The sequence below is a fragment of the Leptospira tipperaryensis genome, assembly GCF_001729245.1.
GTDB classification, from domain to species: Bacteria; Spirochaetota; Leptospiria; order Leptospirales; family Leptospiraceae; genus Leptospira; species Leptospira tipperaryensis.
Genome location: NZ_CP015217.1, coordinates 3,841,563 through 3,867,849, shown reverse-complemented (window position 1 = coordinate 3,867,849; position 26,287 = coordinate 3,841,563). Strand labels below are relative to the sequence as shown.

Here is a 26,287-nt window from a genome sequence, read left to right as displayed (position 1 = left end):
ATTCTCCCGAAGGCGAATCTCAGGATAATACCGCGACGGCTCCCCAGGAATCGAATTCGACGGATTCTTCCCAAGACGTTGTTACACAACCTTCCGAGGTTCGTTTGGAAGAGAACGTTTTCAAACGGGAACCGGAGAAAACCGAAAATTCATCGATTCAGAATTCATCCTCTTCCGAGGCAAGAGAGGAAAAACATTTGCCCAAAAAGAACCACCTCCACAGGATAAGCAGTGTCATGAGATTGGAAGATTATACAAGACCGGAATCCCCTGAAAGAGAAGGATCCTCACGTTTTTTAAAGATTGCCGGAGTGATTCTACTCGCGCTCGCGATTTGGTTTTTTTGGCCCGCGAAACACGAGATCTATATGGACATCGATAAGATGACTCCTGAGAAGGTTTCGGGAATGAGCTCTCAAAAAGAATATCATTTCTCTCATGGGCAGGACTTCTTTATCTATTATAAGAAGGGTTGGTCCACTCCCAAAAGAGTTCGTCTTTCGATCTACAAAACTGACGGCGGAAAGGAAGAATTTTCAGTTCAGGAAAAAGACTTTCGGAAGAGTTTCGAGAAGTTCCAAACTTACTACGACGATACTTTTTTCGATCAACAAGGATCCTACGAAGTGGAAATTCGAGACGAAGACGGAGAACTCCTCGTAAACAAGAAGTTTACGATCGATTGAGTTTTTCAAACGTCTTCTTATATAATATAAATTGAATGAACTTTAAATCTAAATCCTTTTTAAACAAAATGTCTTCTTTTGTTTTGAAGACGTTCGTATTTTGCTCTTTATTTTTTGCTTTGGAAAACTGCGCCAAAGAACCGATTCCGGCAAACATTCCCGCGGGCGCAAAGTTTGAAAAACAATTCAACGCCTACGTTTTCACAGAACCCGGAAGAAGAAGAATCTATTACGACAACGGAAAGATTTATCAAGACTGTGAAATCAATGAGTTGGGTTTAGACAACGGTATCTGTAAATTCTATTCTAAATACGACGATCGTTTGTTGTCCACCGGCCGATTTGAGAATGCGGTTCGTCGTGGGGAATGGATTTGGAATTTTGACAGCGGAAATCTTTACATTCGACAGAACTTCGGAAAAGGAAATAGAAAATCCGAAGTGTTGATGAGTGGAGACGAAGGAAACGAAGAAGGTTCCTACGAAAGATTTTATGTAAACGGTCAGGTGGAGTTAAAGGGAAGTTATTCGGACGGTTATCGAAACAACCTTTGGCAAAAATTTTATCCCGACGGAGAATTGGAATACACCGGCTATTATAAGAATGGAAGAAAAATTCGAACTTGGTTCTATTACTATCCTACTCATAAAACGGAAGCGATCGAAGTTTTTGACGAGAATGGCGGCTTTATTTCCAGAACTACTTACCTTCCTGATGGAATAAAAAATTGCGAGATGCAAAAAGGTTCTCAGACGATCTGCGAGACATTAGCTTCTTCTAAAAAGTAAATTCGTGAAGTTTACTCTTGGAATTTTATTTCTTTTCGTAGTCTATCTAAGCGTTTACTTTTCTCTTACAATTTCCAATCTCTGGATTCTTCTTTCCACATTTTCAGTCGTTCATATCGGTCTTTTTCAAGCCTATCGAGAAAGTCTAAGTTTGAAATTTTATCTTCTTTGCTCTATCCTTCATCTTCTGAGCATACTTCTGATGAATTTGTATTTCCGACAAACGTAAAATTGTCGGTCAAAACTGGGATTTAATGCTTTCTTCGCGGTCTCGATTGTTTACAAACAGACAATCCAATTCTATAAATCAAAGGTAATTCTTCCGAAATTTATACCTTTGAACAAATCTTGATTCTAAAATGAAAATGAGAGAACGAGAGGAATTGGTTAAAGAAGTTTGTATTCGTGGAAGCTTCTTTACTCAAACTCGGAAAAATTCGAACTGAAGAATTTTTGAAACAAAAATCATTCTTTCATTTCAGTAATTTGTAATAGTTCCTACAGATGAAATACAATCGTAGAAGACTTGAAAACGGAATTAAGTCCGTTCTCAGTAAAATTACGGTAGAATTTGTCGAGCCGCAAGGTTCAGGTTTTGGCAGACAAAAACGTATTGAACGAAATGGAAGTTCGAACAGAAAATTTAATAGGTTAGAATATTCTAAAATTCTAACCTATTAAAGAGGCACTTGTCCTTAAACGGCTTTTCCGGAAGTAAAATCCAAAATCCAAGTGTTCATGGAAAGGACCGTAAAAAGAAGCACGACAAACAGAATGATTCCTAAAATCGAAAAGCTGATAAAGATCGTATTGCGGATGATTCTAAACTGAAGATAACTGATAGAAAGCGTAATGTTTCCCGCAGAGGTCAGTTCGTCGCTCTTTCCCATTCTAAAATAGTTACGAATATAAAACAGCATAAGGAAAAAGATAAGTACGAGTAATAAGATTCCGAATTCGAAAGAATAGTGTTTTTGAAGAAGAAAAATCGGAATGTAGACGAGATTTCCCAGGATGATTCCCGCCACCATGATAATAACGAAATGGAATAGAATCGGAATCCAAGAAATTTTAGAATTTGAATTCGATTGAAATTCTCCTTCTTCTCCATTCTGAGCCGTTTCCAAAACGCCAAAACGATCGGCGATTTTTTTCCCGTAAACTTTGGGAATCGCAAAACACATGTAAACGAGGAATCCGGTTAAAGTGAACAAGCTTAGGGAAGAAATGGTTCCTATGATCGGAGTCTGAGAAACGCTTCTTATCGGGTGTTGAAGAGACATCAATACCGGAAGAATCGAAATCAAATAAAGGCTTCGGTTTAAAAAAGTATAAAACCAGGCCCGATAGTAAAGACTCAAAAAGGAAGTTACGGAAAGGAATATTAGAAATCCGTAAATAAAGAGCATGATCTTATGACCGAGAAGAATTCTATTCAATCGATCTACGGTGGCGTCTAACTGTGCGTCGGCGGGAATCGCCTTTTCGTTCAATTCTTCCATGACTTTGGAAGTCAGAATAATCTTGGATATCAATCCTCTTTCGATTCCCCACTGAGGAGCGAGTTCTCTTCCGGAGCCTTCCAAGAGCGCTTCCATGGAATCCATATCTCTCGGATCGTAAAAGACGGGTTCGAAGGAAATATTAATCAGACAGAATAATAAAATGATAAAAGGAAGTAATTTTGCGAGTGGTGTTTTCATAATTTGATTAGAGGAGGAATACAAAAATTGCGGTCATCGCAATTCCTAAAACGCCGAGTGCAACAAGGATCGTTATCAACAATCCGGAATCTTCGGTCGTTTGAGAACTCTGGGACGTTGTCTTAGAAGACTGTTTTCCCGTTGTTGGAATCGTTTTTTCTCCTGTGTATGGTTTTACTTTGATTGAGTTTTCTTCTTCATAGATTTTTCCAAATATATCGGCGCCGATCTGAACCACGGTTTCGTTTTCTACTCCGTTGTTTTTGGAAGTAACAACGGTTCCCGGCACGGGACGAATCTGTCCTTCGGGAGTTTCTAATTTCATCGATTCGATAATGCCCTGAGAAGAAGTATCCGCTTTTAAAAGTTGTATCATAACTTTGTCGCCGGATTTTAGCGAGTTGATCTGAACTCCGGAAACAGGAGAAAGAACAAATTTCATCGGAATCACTCTTGCACCGGAAGGGATATATTGTTCTACCGATTCAGACGGTTTTCCAAATTCTAAAGTAGGCGACGAAGAAGAGGATTCTAAAGAAGGAAAATCTTCGTCCACAGTTGTGGAAGCATCGGAAGAAGTTTCTTCGGAGGCGCTGCTCGGATTGTTCTCTTCCTCTAGTCGCGCTCGATCTACAATCATATAAAAAATTTGAATATCAGGTTTAGAATTTCCCGCCGCTTGATTGATGATCTGATTTAGAATGTAGGAAATTTTTTCGTTGTCCTTACTTTTGAAATAGTGCATGAGCTGTTCCATGAAATCATCCGATTTCCCATTGGTTTGAAAAAGCTCGCTCAATTTGTTTGTAAGATTCTTAAGTTGTTTCCCTTCGTACTTTAACTTTTGACAGAGATTTACAACGTCTTTATGAGTGGAAACTGAAAGTTGTATGGAAGCGATGTTATCTGACTGGCCTACTGCGACTACTTCCAATTTATCGATCTTTGCGTTCTGAATATCGATAACGCTTGTAAAGAGAATGTGTATGGAAGAAGCGGTGTCACGAGAGATGAATTGAAACGAATAGACCTGATTGGAGCTCATGTATTTTTAACTTAAGAAGGCTCCGTTTTGGAAACTTTCTTCTTTATTTTTGACATTCTGGTTCGGATTCAGAGAATTGTCAAACTAAGGAAGGTTTTAACCTTCTAAATTTAAGAGTTTTTTGATGAAGTCAAATTTGTTCCGGGGTTCTCTGATATTTCTGGTAACCTCCCGCTATATACGGGGGTCCCGGGTCGCAGGTCTCCTATCTTTAAAGTCTAGACTTTCGTTTATCGTGATGGCGGTGGGTGTTTCACTGTTGATCGTAGTCTTATCTATATTCAATGGATTTCAAAGACAGGTAAAAGAATCTCTTTGGCAAGGTGGCCCTCACATCACCATAGAAAATAATTTTGATTCGGGTGATATCAAGAATTACGAAAAGGTCGTTGCTTGGATCAGTAAGAATCCTTACTTAAAAGATAGAATCGTTTCCATCGGTGGAAGTATCACAAGCCACGGTCTGATTCAAAACAGCAATTCGTTTATTCCCATCATGGTTCGCGCGCTTCCCGTCGAGAACATTCAAGATTTAATCGGAAATCGTCTTCCGAACTTTCCAAGGATTGTTCATCACAACCGCGAAGAGATAATGAATTATAATTCGGAAAATCAAGTGTTGATCGGTAAGGAAATGGCCGGGCTTTATAACTTTGATTTAGGGGCGAATCTTACAATGGCCGTTCCGGGCGGAAGATTTTCTCTTGGAAAGGGTGTGGACGTTTCGATCAAAACCTTTCGTACCGTAGGATTCTTTAAGACTGGTTATTATAACTACGATACACATTACGTTTTTCTTTCTCTTCCGGTAGCACAGAGATTCTTTAGCTTAAAAGATTCGGTGAATCAGATCGCGATCAAAGTAAAATCTCTTGACGATCTGCAAAATTGCAAAAGAGAAATTCTTAAAGAATTTAGAGATCCTGAATTTGAAAATGAGATCGGTTACTCGGCTTCTTTCGGGGTAAGAACGATTGCGGAAGAACAGGAAAACTTTTTTACTGCTCTGAAGTTGGAAAAGACGATCATCTCTATTATAGTTTTCTTATTTATCATTCTCGCGGCATTGGGAATGGTCGCCAGCGTTTACAGTTTAGTGAGAGCTAAGAGAAAATCGATCGGTGTCTTAAAGGCTCTCGGATTGCCTTCTTCCGGCATTCTACTTATCTTTACGTTAAACGCGATGGTTGTAGGAATTTTGGCGTCAATCGTCGGCGGCGTTTCCGGAATTTTTATCGCGAGTAATTTGGAAACGATCGTAAACGCGCTTTCCGAACTCATCAATATGGTCGGGTTTTATTTTTATCATTCCGAGTGGACGAACGTAGAATTGGTTCCGAAGGACGTCTACTACTTCGATCATATCCCGGTCGATATAGACATTTCATTTATCTTTATGGTGACGACCGCCGCTACGATTCTTTCCGGAATCGCGGGTTATTTCCCAGCAAGATGGGCCGCCGGACTCAATCCCGTGGACACAATAAGGAACGACTAACGTGAGTCTGATACAAGTAAGAAGTTTAGTAAAAAATTATCATATTCTGGATAAGGAATTTAAGATTCTGGATCATCTGGATCTGGACGTCGAGGAAGGGGAGATCGTTTCCGTAGAAGGAAAATCGGGAATCGGGAAATCTACTCTTCTCAACATTCTCGGATCCATGGACACTTACGATTCCGGAGAAGTGAGTGTTTGCGGAGTTTCCTTGGATCAAATTTCCGAAATTGGAAAAGAGAAGTTCAGAGCTGAGAAAGTTTCTTTTATCTTTCAACATCATCTTCTTCTTCCTGACTTTACCGCGCTCGAAAACGTTAGCATTCCTCTTTTGATCAACGGAGTTCAACCTGGAAAGGCAAGACAACTTTCGATAGAGATGTTGGATCGAGTCGGTTTAAAGGATCGTCACGATAACTTTCCTTCTCAGTTGTCCGGAGGAGAAAGTGCAAGAGTCGGCGTTGCGAGAGCACTTGTCGCCGGAAAGAAACTCGTTCTTGCGGATGAGCCGACTGGAAATTTGGACCGTGAGAATTCAAGAAATCTAATGGCTTTGATTTTAGAACTTCAGAAAGAATTCCGTTTTTCCATGGTGATCGTTACGCACGATATGGAGCTCGCGGCTCTGGCTCATCGAAGAAATACGATGGCCGGAGGAAAGTTGCAGCCGATTTCCTGAATTTCAAAATCGGAAATGGAGAATTTTTCGTTCTTGGTTCCGATCGACAAATGAAAGAAAAAATTGGCTTGTAAGAGAATTTCAGTCCGTCCTCAAGTTAAATCGGTAAAACTGAACTTCAAAGAAAACCACTTCGCTTATCGTTTCAAAATCTTTCGACTTTGAAAAAGAAGATTCGAAAGGATTCGAGAAGATTGGTTATATCTTTGAAAAGAAGTTATGGAGAATGATCAGCGGATGTTTTCGGAAACCTGTCTGCACTGCGGAACCAATCACTCAATCTGGAACGAACGCGGAAAGATCGGTTGTATTTATTGTTTGAAACTCTTTCGAAAAGAATATCGAGATCATCTGAGGGATGAGAATATCGATTTTTCCTCTCGCTACCTCCAAGGCGCTGAGTTTGAGCGGTTTTCCCGTTTTGAGTCCCTTTCGGAGTCGAAGAAGATTCGCGAGTTGGATCAAATCGCTCCGCCTTTTACCTTTCGTTTTAGAATCAGCCGAAATCTTTCAGGAAGAATTTACCCTGCAACCTCCGGAGTTCCGACCCAAATCTTAAAACAATTCTTACTCGAAAAATTAGAGGTGGATCCGATGCACTTCCGAACAAAAGACCTTCCAGCGAGGATCCCTTGGGGAGAAGGAAATTTATTTTTGGGCGATGAAGATCATATTCGTTGGGAAATTCTCTCTTCTTCGGTGGGCGAATTGTTCCTTAAAATCGAGAAAACTCCCTTGGAAAAAATGCAGAATCAAAATTTTTTTGATTACGATCAGGAATTGGGTTATGTCACTTCTTGTCCCACAAATGCGGGCTTGGGAACCAAAATCAGTCTGAAATTCTCCACAAAGATTTGGAAAAAAGAGGGAGTTCCTACTTTTAAGGTCCCCGGCGTTTTAGAGTTTTACCTTGAAAATTCTTCAGAATTCGCCGTTTTTTATCTGAAAAATTTTGCTTATTCTCAAAAAAATTCCTTTTTAAATTTAGTTTATTATTTAGTCTTACAGGTGGAAGCGGGGTTTTAGCCCGGAATTTTACTCTAACTTCCGTTCCTTTTTTGAAAACGTTCCGATATTGAAATTAAAAGCAGAACCTCACTCTCGGGTGGGAAATTGGAAGCGAATTCAGTCTAATCATTACAAATAAAACACAAAGGCGCTGTTATGCTGGAATTTACAAAAAGAGCCAAAAGAGTCATCAACGAGATTGCTCAGGATGAGGCGAAGCGTCTTGGTAGCGATTATATCGGGCCGGAGCACATCCTTCTCGGTCTTCTCAAAGAAGAAGATTCGGTCGCTATCAAAATCCTGAACAACCTCAACATTAACCTCAACGAGTTGCGTAAAGAGGTAGAAAGAAGAACGCGCGAAGCATCCGGAGCCTTGCTCATGGACGTAGCCGGAGGTCAGGATCGATATCAAAAAATTATCGAACTCTCCAAGGAAGAAGCAAAACGTCTCAAACACAATTATGTAGGGACGGAGCACATCTTGCTCGCTCTCTTGAGAGATAACAATAATATCGCTGGCGGCGCTCTCTATTCTTTCAGCGTAAATTATAATGTTATAAAGAGCGAAATTCTTCGTTTGCTCGGAGCTCCACCTACAAGTTCCGTTGGAGTTAGCTCTGCCGCTCAATCCGGTCCGCAAGGAACTCAACCTCGTCAGGAGAAAACAAAAACTCCGATCTTAGATGAGTTTGCACGCGACCTCACTCAACTTGCAAAGGATAAGAAGTTGGATCCTGTTGTGGGAAGAGCGATTGAAATTCAAAGAGTCATTCAAATTCTATCTCGGAAAACAAAAAACAATCCGGTTCTTGTAGGAGAATCCGGTGTGGGTAAAACCGCAATCGTAGAAGGGCTTGCTCTTGCGATCGTTGAAAAAAGTGTTCCGGATCTTTTATTCGAAAAAAGAGTTCTCTCTTTGGATCTTGCGTCTTTGATCGCAGGAACCAAATACAGGGGAGAATTTGAAGAACGTCTCAAAAAGATCATGAAGGAAATTACAACTTCCACAAACATCATCATCTTTATCGACGAGCTTCACACTTTGATCGGAGCAGGAGCTGCTGAAGGCGCCGTGGATGCCGCAAACATTCTCAAGCCTGCATTAGCGAGAGGAGAACTCCAGTGCATCGGCGCGACTACGAGCGCGGAATATCGGAAATACATCGAAAAAGATTCTGCGTTGGAAAGAAGATTCCAAGTCGTAAAAGTTGCGGAACCTTCCGTGGACGACGCGATTCAGATTCTCCAAGGTTTGAAAAAAGCGTACGAAGCTCACCACAAAGTGAGATATTCGGATAAGGCTTTGGAACAATCCGTAAAACTTTCCCACAGATATATCAACGACCGTTATCTACCTGATAAAGCGATCGATATCATCGACGAAGCCGGAGCAAAAGCCCGCTTGGCGAACTGTGCTCGTCCTCAAACGATCAAGGATCTGGAAGAAGAGATCAAATCTCTTGCGAGCAAAAAAGAAGAATTGGTTCGCGCTCAAGAATACGAAAAGGCCGCCGGAGTTCGCGATGAAGTGAACCGGAAAAAACAGGCGATGGAAGAAAAGATTCGTTCTTGGCAAGAGAAGATGGAAGACTTCGCGGTCAACATCGAAGAAGACGATATTCTTTCCGTGATCTCATTGTGGACCGGAATTCCATTGGAAAAAATGGAGGAATCCGAATCCGATAAACTTCTCAGACTCGAAGAAGAGTTGAAGAAGCGGATCGTTGGTCAAACGGATGCGATCGAGAAAATCGCGAAAGCGGTGCGTCGTGCGAGAACAGGATTCAAGAGCGAAAGACGTCCTACTGGATCTTTTATCTTCCTCGGACCGACAGGGGTTGGTAAGACAGAGCTTGCAAAAGCTCTTGCAAACTTCCTCTTTGGAAACGACGACGCGATGCTCCGTGTGGATATGTCCGAATACATGGAACCGCACGCTGTCAGCCGTTTGATCGGAGCTCCTCCGGGTTATGTAGGTTATGATGACGGAGGTCAGTTGACCGAGTTTGTCAGAAAGAAACCTTATTCTATCATTCTTCTGGATGAGATTGAAAAGGCGCATCACGACATTTTCAATATTCTTCTGCAGATCATGGAAGAAGGAAATTTGACCGATACGAAAGGACGAAAAGTCAACTTTAGAGATACGATCATCATCATGACTTCCAATATCGGAGCGAAAGAAATTCAATCCGGTGGAAGACTTGGTTTCGAAGATCGTAAGGACGAAGCTGCGAAATATAAGTCCGATCAAACTCGCGATCAGTTGAAAAAATACTTCAATCCGGAATTCTTAAACCGCGTGGACGAAGTCATTTACTTCGGATCTCTCACCAAAGAAAATATCATGGATATCATCGATATTATGGTGATCGATACGAACAAAAGATTCCGCGAAAAGGCGATTCATGTTTCGATTACCGGTGCGGCCAAAGATCATATCATGGATATCGGTTACGATGAGAAGTTTGGAGCGAGACCTCTTCGGAGAGTTTTCCAAAGAGAACTCGAAGATCATATGGCGGTTCAAACCCTCAAAGGCGCTTACAAGGAACCTACTAAAATCGAAATCGATTTCAAAGAAGGGAAACTTGACTTTGCGGAAACCCCGTGGACGGACTATAAACCGGCTGACGCGAAAGCCGGAGGAGACGACAATTCTTCTGGTAATCCCGAAAGGTCGGAAGAAATTGCCTTAGTCTAAAGGATGCCGATTCTCATCCCTGTATTGATTCTGGTTTCCTATCTTCTGATTCGGAGGATTTGGTTCCATCTGAGGAAAATCAGAACCATTGCAGGGATTGAGAAAATCTCTCTCTGCGTTTTTCACCCCGATTTATTTCTTCCCGAGGTACGGGTCTTCTACAAGTATTACTTTCAGGGCGGAGTTTACTACGGCTCGGGTTATATGCTTTTGACCGATTTCCTCGGTCAGGAAGAATACTCAATCTATCGAAATACGGACGGTCTCCCGGTTCTCGAAATGGAAGACCAAGTCGTTCTTTCCGAAGAACAGATCGAGCATTTTCTAATGCAGAAGTATCCTAGTATCATCGTTTATATTGATCCCGTAGAACCGTTTCATTCTCTCATTGATTGTATCAATGCAAAGTCGATGAGAATGACCGCCTAAAGATTCAAGAGAGTATCAACATGCTGATTCGAAAATTTCGTTCTATCTTTCTCATTCTGAGCGCCCTTGCCGTATTTCATTCTTCTTTAATATACGCGCAGCCCAGCCAGGAATATTCTTCCGCTCTGAAAGAATTCGAAGGTAAGAATTACGAAAAATGTCTGGAGATCATCCGCGCCCTTCATGAAAAGGGAGGAAGGTCTTACGAATCTCATTATCTCGCCGGTCATTGTCATTTTTCAGCAGGAAGAACTAAATCCGCGGGCACTCATTGGTCCGAAGCGCTTTCTATTAAACCGGGAGATCCCGCCGTCAGTCTAGACTTTGCAAGATATCTTTTGAACAACGGAAGAGAAGACGACGGACTTGATATCATCGCCCGTGCCTATGAACTCAATCCTCGCAACAAAGACGTTCGACTTCTTTTTGGAACGGCTCTTCTCTATAACGGAAAGGCAAAAGACGCGCTGAGTATTACCGAAAAACTAAAAGCTGAAGATTCCAACGATTATCGCCCTCTTGTTTTGGAAGGTCAGATCTATTATTATCTGGGAAGTATAGAAAAAGCGGAAGTAAGTTTGAAATGGGCAAATTCTTTGGTTCCCAATAACGCAAACGTTCTGAACAACTTGGCTCTGGTTTATGAAAAGGCGTCCAACCAAGAAAACAAAAAGGGAAAGTTTTCGAATGCAAAGAATTATCTCAATTCCGCGAAAGAACAAATCGAATCCGCTTTGAAGATTGAACCCGAAAATTCTCACTTCAAAGGTAATCTCAGAAGAATCGAAGCAAAACTCAATGCCCTCTCCAATAGCTGAACAAACCGTCCTTTTTAATACCCTCGGATGTAGACTCAATTTTTTTGAGTCCGACGGTTTGTTTTCTTCTCTTACAAAACACGGATATCGTTCCGCAGAAGCGGAAGAACACCCCGAAGTTGTGATCATCAATACATGCACCGTTACAAATAAGGCCGATTCTCGAAATCGGAACACAATCCGTAACGCGATCAAAAAATTTCCGGGCTCTCAGATCTGGGTGACGGGCTGTTACGCGGAAACCGATCGTGAATCGATCGAAGCGATACCGGGTGTCGCGGGTGTTGTCGGTAATACGGAAAAATCTAAACTTCCATCCATGATTCTTGAAAAAAAAGGTCTGCTCGACGCAGAGGATCTGCTCGGAGTTACCTATGATCGCTTCTCTTATTCCGACGTTTTGCCGAACGGACATACTCGCGCTTATCTTAAAATTCAAGACGGTTGTAATCGAAAATGCTCTTATTGCAAAATTCCGCAAGCACGCGGTTTGGGAGTCAGTCGAAATTATCAGGACGTTTTGGATCAGGTTCGATTCTTACAAGATCATGGAGTCGGAGAGATCACTCTTACGGGAGTAAATCTTGGCTGGTATCGAGATTCTGAAAATAAAAAGGCGTTTAACCGCGTTTTGAAAGATATCTTAAGTATATTAGAATATTCTAGACTTCGAATCTCCTCGATCGAACCGCCCGATGTGGGAAGCGAACTCGCGGAACTGATGTCTCATCCTCGATTTACTCCCTTTCTCCACATTCCTCTTCAAAGTGGAAGTGATGAGATTTTAAAGAGAATGAAACGAACTTACACTCAGTCAACGTTTCGCAAACGAGTGGAAACCGCTAAAGAAAAAATTCCCGGCCTCTTTTTAGGAACCGACGTGATCGTAGGTTTTCCGGGTGAAACGGAAGAGATGTTTCAAGAAAGCGTGAAAATGGCTCAGGAACTCGGGTTTGCAAAAATCCATACGTTTCCTTTTTCGGTTCGGAGAAACACGTTAGCCGAAACATTTCCTGATTCCGTGAGCAAAGAAATCAAAAAAGAAAGGGTTCATATTTTAAACTCTCTTTCTAGAGATCTTCATAAAAATTATTCCCTTGGTGAAGTTGGTAAAGTGAGAGAAGCGATTCTGGAGCAGGGTGGAACCGCCGTCACCGATAATTATCTCAAAGTGAGAATTCCGGAAGAAGATTTAAAGAATTTAAAAACGGGTCAGTTTTTGAATGTGGAGCTTTTGGAATATCAAACGGAAGCCGATAAAGAAGGAACTTTTTTAGGTCGAGTTTTTAGATAAGAATTTTATATTCTCCGTGCTCAAGTTTGAGTCTTTCCTAAACTTCAAATCCGTAATTGGAACATTCACTTCCGATTCCTGTATAAATTTTCAATTTACAGATACGAATCAGCTTCGCTTTCAAAATCTGTTTTACAGTATTTAAGCTCTCGACCTTTCCGAATTTAAAAAAATCAAGATTTACACTGAATCTATGAAAATTAATTCCCGGAATTTATGCCTTTGAACATGAATTTACTAAAAAGGATAAGAGCTTTTCCAAAAACTTTAGAATGTAGGAACTCCAAAAAAGAAAATTAGTCGCCTAAGGGACGTAATCTGTAGGAACTCCTGCGTTCTGATTACGGCAGGCTGAGCGTTCTAATCAGTTTCTTCTTTCAGATTTTGAATAACCTATAAATCAAAATTCTTAAAACAAAGTAGAATCTATGTTTTCATTCTGGATCTTGTAGCTTAAAAGTTTTATAGTTACTCCTCATTTTTGAAAGGGCAAATAAATTTCTACAATGGCATCAGTTGAATTAGGAAATTCTAATGTAAGAAAGCCGCCAAAAACTTTCAAAAGCGCACTGTGAATTTTCAATCCTTGTCCGGCGGATTCGATAAGTTCCGGTTCCTTTTTTGAGATCTTGTTTTTGATTCGAATCAGAATTCCTTCCTTTTCTTGAAAAGAAATCGAAACCTTCTTCTCATTTCCTTCGCCCGAATAACGAATCGCATTTCGAATCGATTCCCTGCACGCGTAAAAAAGAATTTCTAAAATTTCAGGCTTTGTGATCGGAAAATTCACTTTGAGCATGGGATCGTAGCTCCACTCAAACCAAGAAATCTCAAATTCCGAACCCGTAAGTCGAATCAGAGCGTCGATCAAACCAAGTCTCTGAATTTCCAAACTCGTATCGGGTAATTCCCTCAAAAAGCCGGAGACCTTTTTATGAAGATTTGTCAAAACCTGAATCTGCTCCCCGATAGCCGGGTTCTTTTCTACTTGAGATAATTCTAATATAGAAGAATGAATGTCGGGAAGAATTTCGTCGTGAAGAATCTGTCTGGTTTTGTAATCCACAATTCTTTGTTCTTCCATGTGTTTTCTCTGCAGGGAACTTAAAGTTTGAGCGTTGCTTTCCACAAAAAGAGAATTTAACATCCAGGAAATCGCAGCTTTTCCGATTTCGATTTCCTCTTCTGCATAAAGCCCTCCGTCGACCTTTTCTCCCAAAAACAAAAATCCAGTTCCGGAATGATCGTTCTCAACTTTTAAACAGAGAACATAACCGTAAGAATTCTCGTCATCCAAATAGGCGATTCCGTCTTTTTCAAAAATTAAATTAGAATATTTGAATTCAGTTTTTTGAGAGGAGTCGTTTAGAGTCGGATATTGTAATAGTAGATCCGGTATAAACGGGATTCTATTGTCGTTTACGAAAAATGCTTTCGAGGTTTCTAAAATTTTAGAACATAAGATTTCAAAGGATTTCCGGAAGCGGATCTGAATTTCTTTTCCGTCGAAAGACGTGTTGTTAGAAGTTTCCTCCGGAATCATGATCGATCTTAGAATCGAATTTTCCTCTAATCTCAGATCCTTGTTCTTTTTTAAAAGAAAAGTTCGGGAAAGAATATAAACATAAGAAGCAGAAAGAAAGAGTTCGATTTTCTGAAATCCAATGAGCGCGAGAATCAAATAAATTCCTGAAAGAATTATTAATCCGAAAATCGCATTTCTCCATTCTCGACGTAAGCTGATCTTCGGTAAAATTCGCCCCGTAAAAACTTCGTAAGAAATCAAAGCCTTTCCTAAAACCAAGATGGCCGCAGCGACGAACAACTGGATTCCGATTAAAAATCCATAGAACAAAATGGGGCTTCTTTGGGATTGTAAGACAGGGTCTTCGGATATTCCTAAGCCTTTTCCCAAAAACAAAAAGAAAACAAGAATCAAAACTCCAAGAAGAAGATACGAAGTGGAATTCAAATAAGGAACCGCTTTTTGTCTGGCGATTTCCGGTAGTATCTGTTTTGAAATTCGAAAAGATTTCAGAGCGACGATCGGAGTTAAAATACAAATCAGAATATAGATTATATAAGAAAGACGAAAAGAAAAGGGGACTGCATTCCAAAAATTGAATAAAGATAAGTTCGGATCGAATTTACGAGCCCAAAGAATAAAAAATAGATAAGCAAAGATTTGAGCTAATATCAAAGATCGAAAGATAAATCGATAGATTCTTTTTTGTTTTAAAAAACCTACGAACCAGATGATGATAAAAAACCAACCGAAAGGAATCAAAATCAATCCGAAAATTCCGGGAAAAAAATAAACCGCCGGATAACTAGAAACTTCGAACAATCCGAATTCTCCGATCCACGAAAAGAATCCGAAGAGAAGGGACGCAGAGATTAAAATCGAAATCGTAAATGTCGCGGATCTATCTCTTTTCTCTAAATTTACGTAAGTCGTCGATGATAGCCAAAGTAAAAGTGAAGATAAAAAAAGAAAAATAGAACAAATAAAAATCTCAGGATCAAGATTCAATGTTTGTTTCCCATCGGATCCATTCTCCGGACCCATTTTTGTAATACGCGCTACCGTCCTCTTCCCATTGAAGAAAACGATTTTCTCTTACGATCAATGCGGCCCTGATTCTTGCGACCTTTTCATCGGAGCTCGATTCGTTTAGATCCCATGCGGCATAGATTTGTCCGTTGATTCTGCTGATTGTCCGTTTATCCTTAAAGCCGAGACGTGTCGCGATCTGTTCGTTGCTTTGCCCCGCGGCTAACATTTTCGCTACGATCTTTTCGTTGGGTTCTAAGATCGCCATTGGAGAATTATCATCTTGATCCTTGACTTCTACGATTCGTGATTCGATTTCGGGATCGATAAAACTTTTTCCTTCGTATGCAAGTTGGATCAAGGGAACGATCATCTGCGGCAAAAGATAATTCGATTTACGGACGTAGGCGTAATGACTCAGAATCCCGGATTTTCGAAAGGTTCGAAAGTATTCGTCGCTGTCTTGAATGGAATAGATTACGACGGGTTTTCTTGGAAATTCTTTTCTAAGCGCAACTACGGTTTCAATGCCGTTTAACGTTCCGGCTAAACGAACGTCGATCAGAATCACGTCGAATTCTTTCTTTAAAGAAACGTCGATCGCTTCTTCTCCACTCGCTCCTTCGTGAACGATTTTGAATTTGCCGGTTTCTTTTAGACCGGCGACGAGGGCTTTTCTTAACTTCTCGTTATCTTCGACAATAAATAGTTGGAGCGGATTTGAGTTCATGACTGACGAAGCAGATTCTAAGATTTTTTGTATGTCTCTGTCAAGCACTTGAGTGCTTGGGTTTGTACACTCGGAGGGATGAATTGCCTTTCTAAACCTTGTATGATTTTCAACATGAAAAGAATCATTGAAGTCACACTATCCTCCTTTGCTCTTGCGTTATTCTCTCCGGTTTTTATCGCAGTGAGTTTGTTAGTTCTTATCCTCGACGGCCAGCCGATTTTTTTTCTCCAAGAGAGAGTCGGCTTATACAGAAAGCCGTTTCGAATTCTCAAATTCAGAACGATGAAAAGCGACGAAATTACAAATCTCGGATTTTGGTTAAGAATTACCGGCATAGACGAATTACCGCAGATCTGGAATATTTTCAAAGGTGACATGGGCATTGTAGGTCCTAGACCGCTCACACAATTTGATATCGATCGATTGGGTTGGAATCGAAAATTCTACGATATTCGTTGGACCATACTTCCGGGAATTACCGGCTTATCGCAGTTATACGCGGGAATGGGTTCTCGGGTTTCCTTTTGTTTTGATTGCTCTTATCAAAAAAGCAGAAGTATCGCTTTGGATCTTAGGATTATTCTCTTAACATTTGTGATAAACGTATTCGGAAAAAAGAGAATTAGAGAGAAATTAAAATCTTCTCTTAAAAATAGAAAACAATCAGTTCGTTGGAAACATTGGAGAGAACATTTTAGGAAAAATGAAAATCGTCCTCTTCCAAAAATCGATTCTCAAGTTTTAAAATTAAATCCGAATGAAATGAGTTCGATCGCCTATTCTCTCGCTATCTTTCAATTGGGTGAAGCGGGTGAAGGCAGGATCGCAAAACAAATCGATAAGACTATCCTTTTCGGTATTGATGATTTTTACAGAGAGGCCTTAAAACTCTTTGTAAAGGAAGAAGGAAGACACGCGAGAATTTTAGGAGAATGTGTTCGAGCGCTCAAAGGAGAACTGATCGAATCCAACTGGACGGAAAGATTGTTTTATTTTGGAAGAAGACTTCTCGGAGTTCGATTAAAGTTGATGGTCTTACTCGCGGCTGAAGTAATCGGAATCTGTTTTTACAAAAGGCTCGCGGATAAAATTCCGAACGGCTTTGTTAAGTCGGCTTTATTGGAAGTTGTTAAAGACGAAGGAAAACATCTGAAATTTCACAGCGATTTTTTTAGAATCCGAGTTCGAAACTTTTTTACAAAAATTATTTTTAGAACCCTCTGGAGATTGATTTCGTTTGCAGCTTGTATTACGGTAATCTTAGATCACAGAAAAACATTCAAAGTATTAGGAATTTCTAATTGGGCTACTTTTCAGAAATTTCAAGAAATCGCAAAGTCTACCGAAAATTTTATTATAGAAGGACTGGATTGGAAGCTAAACGGAAATCGTTTGCCTATTCTTACTCGAATAGAATTTTGATTTCGTTGAGCGTTTTACATTTCTCGTCACGCTATCGAATGAAATGAAAATTTACTTCGATTATCCTCTTAGGATTCTCTTTTTCGATTGATGTTAGACATACGTCTTGAAGAGAATCCAGTGAATTTACAAAAGAGGAGCCTGTTATGGAACAGATTGTTGCGATTTTTAAAAAACATTGGTTAAAAGGAGTCGGGTTGATTTTACTTCTGATCGTAAATCCGATCGTTTGTATCGGTCCCGGTCACAGAGGGGTTGTGACCAATCTCGGGTCGGTATCGGACAGAATTCTCGGCGAAGGGATCAATTTTGTAGCTCCGATTTTACAGTCGGTAAAAAGTATCGACGTTCGGATTCAGAAGGTGGACGCGAATTCAACGGCGCCTTCCAGTGATCTGCAGGAAATTCATACGATGATCACCCTGACTTATCATCTTTCTCCGAACCAGGTAAATAAACTATATCAAGAAATTGGAATGGATTACGAAGAAACAATTATCGTTCCCGCGATTCTTGAAACGATGAAACACGTGACGGCTCAGTTTACCGCTTCGGATCTTGTAATCAAAAGAGAATCCGTATCTTTGAAAATTCACGATCTTCTTCACACAAAATTAGGTAAGTTTTATATTCTCGTGGACGAAGTGTCTATGAAGGATTTCGAATTTTCTAAAACGTTTTCGGAATCGATCGAGTTAAAACAGAAAGCGGAACAGGACGCGCTTCGAGCTAAAAATGAATTGGAAAGGGTGAAGATCGAAGCCGAACAACAAATCGTAAACGCAAGAGCCGAGGCGGAAACCTTGAGACTGAAATCACAACAGATTACGCCGATGATGGTCGAGATGGAACGAATAAAAAAATGGGACGGTAAATATCCGGACACTTATCTTGGCGGAGGTGCGAATACACTATTTCAAATTAAGTAAATGAGTCCAAGTTTGAAGACGTTTGTTTATCTTTCTTCCGAAAGATTCGAGCTTTTGATTCTTTGAAACCATTCATCTTTTTGAAGGTCGATTTGAAAATGGGAACGGACTTCTTCTTCGAATTTCGAAGCCGTCGTCTTTTCCCAGTGATGAATACATTGTTTCGCGTTTTCAGATTTGTATTTTAGGAGAGGGCCTTTCCCAAAAATTCCGCCGATGTAACTATTACACTTTTGGCATTCAAAGAATTCGACTGCGATCGGAGGCAACAAGTAGGGGCCTCGATCGTATATCAAGTTGCATCCGGTAGAAGAAATCGTAGTTATAATGAATACTGCAATCCGTTTGAAATCGATGAATTTGAATTCATAAATATAATAAATTCTGAATATGAATTCGATTTATTCTAAGACCGAATAAACTCGTCAGTTGTGTCTTCTTCTTCCTTGAGATCGTAAAAACCGTATTCAAAATCTTTTCCCGCGACCACTTCCAAACCGTAGACGTGTTCGGAAATTCTTACATTCTTAATAATATCAAGATGATACATCTCGGCGAGAAATTTCATTTTGTCCAAAGAAATCTTATCATTGATTTTTGGTCCGATCGTGAATTCATTTTTGACCCAATCTAAGACGACGAGTTTTCCGCCTTTTCTCATAGAACGAATGAGGCCGTCCATTGCAAGACCAGGATCTGGAAAAGTGGATAATACTAAGGAGGCAAAGACCGCGTCGGGTGTTGGCACCCATTCCGGCAAAAGGGGGTGATCTGATTTTTCGATAAAGAAGGGCGTAAAGTTCGAGATCTCGTCTCGATTTTTCCAATGAAGAATTTCATCGATCAACTCTTGCTGACATTCTCCACCCCAAATCCAAGCTTCTTTCGGAAGTTGTTTCTTTAATTCTAAAGTAAAGAAGCCAAGACCCATCCCGAAATCGACAAGGTGACTGACATCCTTAAAGTTAAAATGTTTGAACACCACTTCCGGAGGAGTGAGTTCACGCCGTTTACTGGAAATCAGAAAATTCTGATATTCGGGGTTTTCATAATAATCCAGGTCGCTCATACGTTTCTCACTTCAGAATTATGTCTAATGGATCTGATAAGAAAAGTCAAACCCGAAATCGATCGATTCAACGGATGCTTTCTCTCAAAACGGGTTCAAAAGGGATTCTTTATTAAATTACGCGGTTTGAGCTGACGATATAATAACCAAGACATTCCTTTTATGAAAATTATAACCCGGACCATACTATTATTTTCATTCTTGGCGTTGGTTTCCTTTCCGGGAGCTCAGGATTCCGTTCTGAATAATACGCAAGTAGAGAACTACAGCGTTGCCAATTTAATTCACGCCGAAGTTTTAAAAAAGGACGAGAACTCGATTCGCATTTCTTGGGAAGCCCCGAGAGAAACCGGAGAAATCATCATCGCTCGTTCTTCGAGCATGATCGACACGCCTGAAAAATGTATGGTCGCCGATTCTTTGGGTAAATATCCGAGTGGAATCGCAGGCGGAGTAACTCAGATATTTGATTATAATCTCAAACCGGGAACTTATTATTACGCGGTCATCTTAGCCCATCACGTAAAAAAGAATACGGTCAAACTTATTCCGGGAAGAAACTTTACTACGATTCCGGTGATCGTCGAACAAGCGTTAGTTCCCGGAAATACAAACACTGAAAATAAAACTCCGGAACTTCCGGACGATGCAAGAATTACGGATCTAACTGTTAAGAAAGAAGGAAAGTATCTAAGATTAAACTGGTCTCCTTATGATAAAGCGATTCCTAACGCGACCGTTTATACGGTTTATCGTTCCTTAGAACCTATGTCTTCCTTATCATTGATGAGAAAAGCGGAGAAACTGACGGAGCTGAGCCATCCGGAGACTACGTTCTTGGATCAGGATCTCGGAAAGTCTCAGACTTGGTTTTACGGAGTCAGCGTTCGGTCCGGCGCGAAAGAAGTTCTTCCGTTAGTCAATGGACAATCCTTTACTCGTTTTTTCTATATAGGAAATTCGAATAAGGATAATCCGGAGAATATTACAAATACGGAATATCCTTACGATGAAATGCACGTCAAAGATTTGACGGCGGCTCCGGCAGAATTAAACGTCAAGTTGGAGTGGAAGGCGCCCGAGAAAGCGGATGAGAATACGATTTATACGATTTACCAAGCCGTCAAACCTCTGAGCGGCGGAACGGGAACTTTTCTCGGCGGAAACGTTCGAAAATTAGGAGAAGTGAATCATCCTGAAACGGCCGCACAAATTCGCCTAAAATCACGGAACGTTCCGATCTACTTCGGAGTTACGGTAAAACGTCAGAATAAGGAAGAATTCAACCTTGTTGAAAATGAATCTTTCGTACTTGTAGACGCAGATCCGAATGTGATCGCTACCGATAATCCAGAAACTGAGAAAAAGGAAAACGAGAACACAAAAGTCCAAGACGAAAACAAGGAAAAACCGGAAAAACAAGAAGAAGAATTTTCGGGAACCGACGACGAAGTGGACCGAGTTCTCAAAAAAACTTATTGGAAACGAGCTTATACGGACGCGATTCAGGACTTAAAACCGTTCACAGGAAACGGAAATTCGTCCGAAGTAAGAGGGAAGGCAAAATTTTTCACTGGACTCTCTCACTATAGAAAAGGCAATTATAAGGAAGCGCTAAAGTTTTTGATCAATAAAGATAGTAAATTTTACAACGCAGAACGTTCGGAATTCTGGTCGAAGCGTTGTCTGTCTCGGATCTCCGGAGGAAATCCATGAATCGTTCTATTATACTCATTACGGGATTTTTATTTATATGCGCTGGGCTTTTGACCGGGGTTTATCAAACCACGATTCAAGACGAGGATTCTAAACGAAAAGGCGTTTTGGAAAGAATCAAAGAAGGCGAAGAATACTTAAAACAATCCAATGCAAAGTCCGCGGAAAAAGCCGTGGATATTTTCTCCGAACTTTCCGCTCGCGAAATTCCGGATGAACATTCCTTTCGTGTAAAATACGATATGGGAAGAGCCTTGGAAAGAAACCAAGATAGTCTTCTTGCACTCGGAATTTATAGAGAACTGAATCAGAAAGAAGGTTTATCCAGGGACGAAAGATCCAAGGTCGCCTACTCGATGGGAAATCTGCTTCTTCAGCTCAATCGGGACGAGGAAGGAAAAGGACATCTCGAAGAAGTCCTTCGTATTTCCGCTGAAGCAAAACTTCGTTCTAGTGCGTTATCTGCCATCGCAGATTATTATATGAAGAAAGGGAACTATGATCTTTCCCGCAAAAACTACGTACTCGCATTACAGGAAGATCCGGAAAACGTAAAGGCACGGGTTCGCTGGGGAAAATCCTTACGGAGAATGGGAAAAGATTGGTCCGCCTACGACGTCTATGACGATTACGCACAAGCCGGATTCTACTTTGATCCTGAAAAAGAAAAAGTGAGTTCCGAATTCAGAAGCGGAATTTTGGAAAAGGCGAGACAACTCTATGTTCGCAAACAGTATTACGGCGCGATCGAGACGTTTAAAAAAGCTTTAGAAATGGGAATCAGTCCAAAAGCCGAAGAACACGCGTTATTCTACATGGCTGAAAGTTACGAAGCCATCGGCAAATCGGATTCCGCACTTCAATATTTGAATCGTGTTCTTGGAAACCAAGACGGTTCTTTGGATCAAACAGCGCTCTTTCGAAAAGGCACCGTTTATTTTAAGAATGGAAAGTATGAAAAGGCTGCCGCGTTATTCCAAGAAGCAACCGATAAATATCCGGATTCTCCAGTGGGAAGAAAAGCAAGCGCTTGGAAAAAAGAATCCTTAGATCAAGTGGAAGATAATCTTCATTATAAAGAATCGGACAAAGCGAAGAGTAAGGAAGATCTCGAAACTGAGAGATTCGACTAAGAAGCTTCCGTCTTAATAAATTCTTCGTCTTTGAGTTCTATTTTAATTCCGAGGATTTCATAGATCGCGTGCGGGATATCTACGATCGCTTTGATTTTTTCCTTTAAGATCTGCGTATATTTTCCGTAAAGAACGGTCGGCACCTGATTTACGGTATGGACGTCCACGGTAAGATTTTCCAAATTCCCGTGATCGGAAGTTATGATCAATTGATCGTTTTCCGGATCCAAAGCTTCCGTCACACCTTTTAAAAAAGATTCCAATTCTCCGATATATTTTTCCGCGGCTTCCCAGTTCATCTTATGTCCGACCTTATCGGTCAGAAAAAATTCATAGATACAAAGAGTATAATCGTCGTTCTTACAATTTTGAATGATCGACTTTCCGGTTTCATAAGGATCGCGAACACGAAGGAGGTCGTCCGATTCTTCCAAAAGCCCTTGCGAGAATTCTCTTAAATATTCGTGAGTTATGTCCATATAAAGGCCTTTGCCTTTTCTCAGATCTTCCATCGATTTGAGAGGACGGTCGCTCGCCATTTGAATGAGAGTCGAAGCGGAGACGTGACGGGGATTTTTTTTGATATGTTCTGCAAATGCGGGAGAGTAGCAGTTTAGAAGATCGACTTTGAAACCGTGCTCATCCAAGACCCGGATCATGGAATATTTACTGATAATCTTCTTTAGAGTAAATGTCGGAAATCCGCTCAAATGTCTCTGGAGCACCTTACAGGCATTGATTCCGGTCCAGAGTGAAGTCTGGCCGGTGGCGCTCTGAGGAAGACCTTTGATTCCTAAAGAAGCGTCCGTTTTGAGAAATACGGTCTTTTTAAGAATCTCGGAAGATTCTTCCGGAATCGGTTTGTCTGCTAGAGGTAAAAAGAAGGATTTTGCGTACCGAGCAAAGGGGTTGCTTTCCGGATCATTGGGCCCAAAGCCGATCCCGTCAATGAACATATAAAAGATCATAGTTTTCTGTCTGGTTTTCTTCTTTCAGGTTAGACCAAAAGGGCCGATACTAAGAACAGTGACGTCCAACTTTTACAGAAAAATCGTCTTTGCCCTAACACTCATTCTATTAGGGCTGATTCCTGTTTCCATCCCTTTTTTCAGGGAAGAATGGAAAGAGTCCTCGATGTCGTTTCCGCTCAACCCGGTCGGAAATGAGAATTTCTTAAAACGGAAAAATTTTCTAAAAGTTTGGATGGAAGCGAGAAAGGCTCCGCTTTTTGAAGCAGGTTCAAAGATAGAATACGGACTTAGAAACGATCCTCTTCCAAAAAGCGCAAAAGAGTTGGGCGAAAGTCTATTGAAGAATTTAGAACTCAAGTCGATCAAGATCTATGATTCTTCCTATCGTTTGATTTATTCGAGCGAAGAGACAAAAGAAATTTTTAACGGCGATTTGCGGTTAGGCGATTTAAGAATCGAACCTTCCGGGATCAACTTCGACGGCTCCGGTGTTCCGATCTATCGAAGCCAGGATGGAGAATGGTTTCTCTGGATGAAAGGTTTCGCTTTGGGAAAACATATGTCCTTACCGTTTAATATCCGAGAAAAACAAGTGTATTGGATTTTCGAATCCGGAAAAAACGGAACCGATTCATTGATCGGATCCAACGATCTAAGATCTTTGGATTATCCGGATAACATCGAAGAAATATTAGCAGAATTTAATAAAACAACCGCAGAATGGAAGGATCGTCCTCTCTGGGAAAAAAACAAAATCGGAAACAATACGATTTTTCTTTCCTATGATAAGGGATCGAGAATGAGACAACTTTTTCAAGTCCTTGTGTTTTTTGCCTTCTTACTCGGCGTGTGCGGATTGGGAATCATTTCTTCCACATTGGTGCATTCCATCGTAGTGGAAAAAGAGTTTGATAATAAGGAAAAAATTCTCAGACTCAGAGACGTCTTTTTAAGAATTTTGCTGTTGTTACGGAGGGAAAGCTGATGACCGGACTAAAACTTAGAATTTCCCTTTTATCGATATCCATACTTTCATTTTTCTATTATTTGATAGTTCCGTATTTTCCGGAAGGAGTATATTACAAAAATAGAATCAATTCTATCTTTGTAAATTTTAACGAAGAACTCCATAGATTAGAATCCGGTCTCAGCGATGTGAAGTCCGTTTCCGATTTAGAAAATCTTCAGTTGGAATTTCCGATGGTTTCCGGATTGAAGTTGATCACCGAGGCCGATCTTGCAACCCGTAAAGACGCCGATGGGAAACTTTTAGCGGAAACATTAAAAGAAGGCGGAAGTCGTTTATTTTTTTTAAAACCGTTTTTGGTTCTTTGTCTTCCCGTCACCGCGGAAAAAAGACTCATTCTTGCCGAACTGAGAGAGGATCGTCTGAGAGTTTCCTTTTCCGGAACGGAATCGATTTTGATCCCGGATCTAAAATTCGGCGGTTATATCGAACCCGGAAAAAAATACCACGGTTTGAGCGGAGATCAGATTTCTTCTTTGTTGATAGAAGGATGGAATCATTCGGAAAACGCGGTAAACCGAATTCAGATTGGAACCGCGCCTTTTATCGGATATTATTATGCGACTCCGGAAAATACCTATGGATTTCTAAAAGGAATTTTGATCTTAAAGCCGGGAAACGAAGGTCTTCCATTCTTATTCTTATCCGGTTTTCTCGGATTTCTATTTCTGATCGATCTTATGATTCGCATTTTGAGAATGAAGAAGGATTTATTTTCGGATAAAGAAGGAAAAGAAATCCAGGATCTCGTTGGACAAATTTCCAAGGGAGTGAACGGTCTTCAGCTCGCAAAACAAAAAGCCTTGGAATTAGTCGATAAAGACAAACAAGACGAAATCAGAACGCTTTCTTCCGAAGAGGTGGATACGGATTTGAAAACGCTTCCGATCAATCTTCAAGAAGTGAAAAGGGAGGGTGGCGCCTCTATTTTTGTTCTTCCGTTTGAACTCAAAGGAGAAGGATATATTTCTCCGGCATATCTTCGAGATCCCGAAAAATTTAAAGTTCATCCGATCGTTTCTCCCGAGATCGAAAAGAAACGATCCGAAATCTTCAATACCGAACTACAAACTCTGATTTCAAAAGTTAACGAACCGCCATCCGCAGAAACTCCACAGATATCCGACGTTTCAAAGAGAACTCCACCCAAAGCTCCGGTAGAAGAGCCTGTTCAAAACAAACATTTGGATTTGGGCCCCGGTTATATGAAATGGCTGACCTCGCTACCGATTCGTGATCGAAGAAAGATCCTGGAAGTTTTGGACGAACTAGGTTACGGATTGGAATCCGAATATTCATTTATTCTAAAATACTATATCTCCGTATTCTCGTCTCTAAAACTGAGCGGTTTTGCGATCCATTATTACGATAGAAGAAACGGAAGTTATAGTCCTTTTGTAACTTACGGTTTGAAGGAAAAAACCGCGGAAAACATGATCTTTCTCTATGACGATCAATACATAGGGAAAGAATCGGGAAGTTATTCTCTGATAGGAATCACCGAAGAAAGAAAGACGGATCGATTCTTTCGTAAAAAATTCGATCCTGCGGATTTAGAATCCTGTATTTCCATTTTGACGATTCCGCTTTCCAACTTTGGAATTCCATTTCGCTTTTTCTTATTCTATAAGGACCCGCCGACGGAAGAGAACGCGCAGGAGATCGAAAATCTTATCTTTCATTCTTTGGAACCCGTGATCAAAGCCTTCGAAGAATACGATCGTAAAATTTTGGGGGAACTTTTTCGCGACAAACGCGATATCGTTTCTTCTCGAATTCATATGATGAGAATTGCAACTGATGGAGAAAGAGGAGTTACTAAATCCTTCAAAGTGGAATTTCACGGAAAGGATTTTAAAAAACTCGAATCGTATCGGAAAAAAGTGATGGCTCAGATTTCAGAAATCATCGGACCGGAAGATATGTGTTTTGGAATCGGAGTCGGCGCTTTTGGAATGTATACGAGAAAGGATTTGGAAGGACAGATTCGTTCTTTCTTGGATCAAACCGGCCACACTTACGATTTTGTAGTCGATGTTTATCCCGGAAACGGAAAGAATCTGTTCACATATCTCTAAG

At 40.6% G+C, this 26,287-nt stretch carries 22 protein-coding genes and 1 pseudogene; 16 read left to right on the top strand and 7 right to left on the bottom strand.

Annotated elements, in window-relative coordinates; translation table 11 throughout:
* Nucleotides 1–146: 146 nt before the first annotated feature.
* The 3 genes and pseudogenes from A0128_RS18200 to A0128_RS18190 all read left to right on the top strand — a co-directional run.
* Nucleotides 147–686, top strand: a pseudogene (locus tag A0128_RS18200) (hypothetical protein); the annotation flags it as partial.
* 35 nt (nucleotides 687–721) lie between these two features.
* Complete coding sequence (locus A0128_RS18195) at nucleotides 722–1,474, top strand: toxin-antitoxin system YwqK family antitoxin (protein WP_069608810.1); 753 nt, start codon at nucleotides 722–724, stop codon at nucleotides 1,472–1,474.
* Between the two features lie 4 nt (nucleotides 1,475–1,478).
* A complete protein-coding gene (locus A0128_RS18190; protein ID WP_069608809.1) occupies nucleotides 1,479–1,703 on the top strand; it encodes a hypothetical protein in 225 nt (74 codons plus the stop codon).
* A 466-nt stretch (nucleotides 1,704–2,169) separates the two neighbouring features.
* Here the strand turns inward: A0128_RS18190 and A0128_RS18185 are convergent, their stop codons facing one another.
* Together A0128_RS18185 and A0128_RS18180 are read right to left on the bottom strand one after the other, a co-directional pair.
* The gene (locus A0128_RS18185) at nucleotides 2,170–3,177 is read right to left on the bottom strand and encodes an LIC_10230 family protein (RefSeq protein ID WP_069609389.1); all 1,008 of its coding nucleotides are present in this window, start codon (nucleotides 3,175–3,177) and stop codon (nucleotides 2,170–2,172) included.
* 7 nt (nucleotides 3,178–3,184) lie between these two features.
* On the bottom strand, nucleotides 3,185–4,222 hold the full coding sequence (locus A0128_RS18180) for a hypothetical protein (RefSeq protein ID WP_069608808.1): 1,038 nt from the start codon (nucleotides 4,220–4,222) through the stop codon (nucleotides 3,185–3,187).
* Nucleotides 4,223–4,346: 124 nt separating this feature from the next.
* Between A0128_RS18180 and A0128_RS18175 the strand changes: the two genes are divergently transcribed.
* From A0128_RS18175 to mtaB, 7 genes are all read left to right on the top strand, one after another.
* The gene (locus A0128_RS18175) at nucleotides 4,347–5,720 is read left to right on the top strand and encodes an ABC transporter permease (protein WP_069608807.1); all 1,374 of its coding nucleotides are present in this window, start codon (nucleotides 4,347–4,349) and stop codon (nucleotides 5,718–5,720) included.
* 1 nt (nucleotide 5,721) lies between these two features.
* Nucleotides 5,722–6,399, top strand: coding sequence for an ABC transporter ATP-binding protein (locus tag A0128_RS18170; protein WP_069608806.1), 678 nt, complete (start codon nucleotides 5,722–5,724; stop codon nucleotides 6,397–6,399).
* A gap of 237 nt (nucleotides 6,400–6,636) precedes the next feature.
* On the top strand, nucleotides 6,637–7,425 hold the full coding sequence (locus A0128_RS18165; RefSeq protein ID WP_069608805.1) for an ATP--guanido phosphotransferase: 789 nt from the start codon (nucleotides 6,637–6,639) through the stop codon (nucleotides 7,423–7,425).
* Between the two features lie 138 nt (nucleotides 7,426–7,563).
* Nucleotides 7,564–10,113, top strand: coding sequence for an ATP-dependent Clp protease ATP-binding subunit (locus A0128_RS18160; protein ID WP_069608804.1), 2,550 nt, complete (start codon nucleotides 7,564–7,566; stop codon nucleotides 10,111–10,113).
* 3 nt (nucleotides 10,114–10,116) lie between these two features.
* Nucleotides 10,117–10,542 (top strand): hypothetical protein, encoded by a 426-nt coding sequence (locus A0128_RS18155; protein WP_069608803.1) that lies wholly within the window; start codon nucleotides 10,117–10,119, stop codon nucleotides 10,540–10,542.
* Between the two features lie 20 nt (nucleotides 10,543–10,562).
* Nucleotides 10,563–11,360, top strand: coding sequence for a tetratricopeptide repeat protein (locus A0128_RS18150; RefSeq protein ID WP_069608802.1), 798 nt, complete (start codon nucleotides 10,563–10,565; stop codon nucleotides 11,358–11,360).
* On the top strand, nucleotides 11,341–12,654 hold the full coding sequence (gene mtaB, locus A0128_RS18145; RefSeq protein ID WP_069608801.1) for a tRNA (N(6)-L-threonylcarbamoyladenosine(37)-C(2))-methylthiotransferase MtaB: 1,314 nt from the start codon (nucleotides 11,341–11,343) through the stop codon (nucleotides 12,652–12,654). The genes A0128_RS18150 and mtaB overlap by 20 nt, the downstream gene beginning before the upstream one ends.
* Before the next feature lie 475 nt (nucleotides 12,655–13,129).
* Here mtaB and A0128_RS18140 read toward each other — a convergent pair whose 3' ends face one another.
* A complete protein-coding gene (locus tag A0128_RS18140) occupies nucleotides 13,130–15,187 on the bottom strand; it encodes a sensor histidine kinase (RefSeq protein WP_069608800.1) in 2,058 nt (685 codons plus the stop codon).
* Nucleotides 15,177–15,938 carry a response regulator transcription factor gene (locus A0128_RS18135; RefSeq protein WP_069608799.1) on the bottom strand — a complete coding sequence of 254 codons (762 nt, stop codon included), beginning with the start codon at nucleotides 15,936–15,938 and terminating at the stop codon, nucleotides 15,177–15,179. The genes A0128_RS18140 and A0128_RS18135 overlap by 11 nt, the downstream gene beginning before the upstream one ends.
* Nucleotides 15,939–16,052: 114 nt before the next feature.
* Between A0128_RS18135 and A0128_RS18130 the strand changes: the two genes are divergently transcribed.
* Together A0128_RS18130 and A0128_RS18125 are read left to right on the top strand one after the other, a co-directional pair.
* On the top strand, nucleotides 16,053–17,363 hold the full coding sequence (locus tag A0128_RS18130; protein ID WP_156781882.1) for a sugar transferase: 1,311 nt from the start codon (nucleotides 16,053–16,055) through the stop codon (nucleotides 17,361–17,363).
* A 146-nt stretch (nucleotides 17,364–17,509) separates the two neighbouring features.
* Nucleotides 17,510–18,292, top strand: coding sequence for a prohibitin family protein (locus tag A0128_RS18125; protein ID WP_069608797.1), 783 nt, complete (start codon nucleotides 17,510–17,512; stop codon nucleotides 18,290–18,292).
* 26 nt (nucleotides 18,293–18,318) lie between these two features.
* On the opposite strand, the gene A0128_RS18120 is transcribed toward A0128_RS18125, so the two are convergent.
* Together A0128_RS18120 and A0128_RS18115 are read right to left on the bottom strand one after the other, a co-directional pair.
* Nucleotides 18,319–18,588: a hypothetical protein gene (locus A0128_RS18120; protein ID WP_156781881.1), complete on the bottom strand. Its 270-nt coding sequence runs from the start codon at nucleotides 18,586–18,588 to the stop codon at nucleotides 18,319–18,321.
* 110 nt (nucleotides 18,589–18,698) lie between these two features.
* Nucleotides 18,699–19,361 (bottom strand): class I SAM-dependent methyltransferase, encoded by a 663-nt coding sequence (locus tag A0128_RS18115; RefSeq protein ID WP_069608795.1) that lies wholly within the window; start codon nucleotides 19,359–19,361, stop codon nucleotides 18,699–18,701.
* 162 nt (nucleotides 19,362–19,523) lie between these two features.
* Between A0128_RS18115 and A0128_RS18110 the strand changes: the two genes are divergently transcribed.
* Together A0128_RS18110 and A0128_RS18105 are read left to right on the top strand one after the other, a co-directional pair.
* Nucleotides 19,524–21,077 carry a tetratricopeptide repeat protein gene (locus A0128_RS18110; protein ID WP_069608794.1) on the top strand — a complete coding sequence of 518 codons (1,554 nt, stop codon included), beginning with the start codon at nucleotides 19,524–19,526 and terminating at the stop codon, nucleotides 21,075–21,077.
* A complete protein-coding gene (locus tag A0128_RS18105) occupies nucleotides 21,074–22,210 on the top strand; it encodes a tetratricopeptide repeat protein (RefSeq protein ID WP_069608793.1) in 1,137 nt (378 codons plus the stop codon). Before A0128_RS18110 ends, A0128_RS18105 begins: the two co-directional genes overlap by 4 nt.
* On the opposite strand, the gene A0128_RS18100 is transcribed toward A0128_RS18105, so the two are convergent.
* Entirely contained in the window at nucleotides 22,207–23,178 is a 972-nt protein-coding gene (locus A0128_RS18100; RefSeq protein WP_069608792.1) for a metalloenzyme, read from the bottom strand. The genes A0128_RS18105 and A0128_RS18100 overlap by 4 nt on opposite strands.
* A 58-nt stretch (nucleotides 23,179–23,236) precedes the next feature.
* Between A0128_RS18100 and A0128_RS18095 the strand changes: the two genes are divergently transcribed.
* Entirely contained in the window at nucleotides 23,237–24,166 is a 930-nt protein-coding gene (locus A0128_RS18095) for a hypothetical protein (RefSeq protein WP_069608791.1), read from the top strand.
* Entirely contained in the window at nucleotides 24,166–26,286 is a 2,121-nt protein-coding gene (locus A0128_RS18090) for a hypothetical protein (protein ID WP_069608790.1), read from the top strand. The genes A0128_RS18095 and A0128_RS18090 overlap by 1 nt, the downstream gene beginning before the upstream one ends.
* Nucleotide 26,287 lies beyond the last annotated feature (1 nt).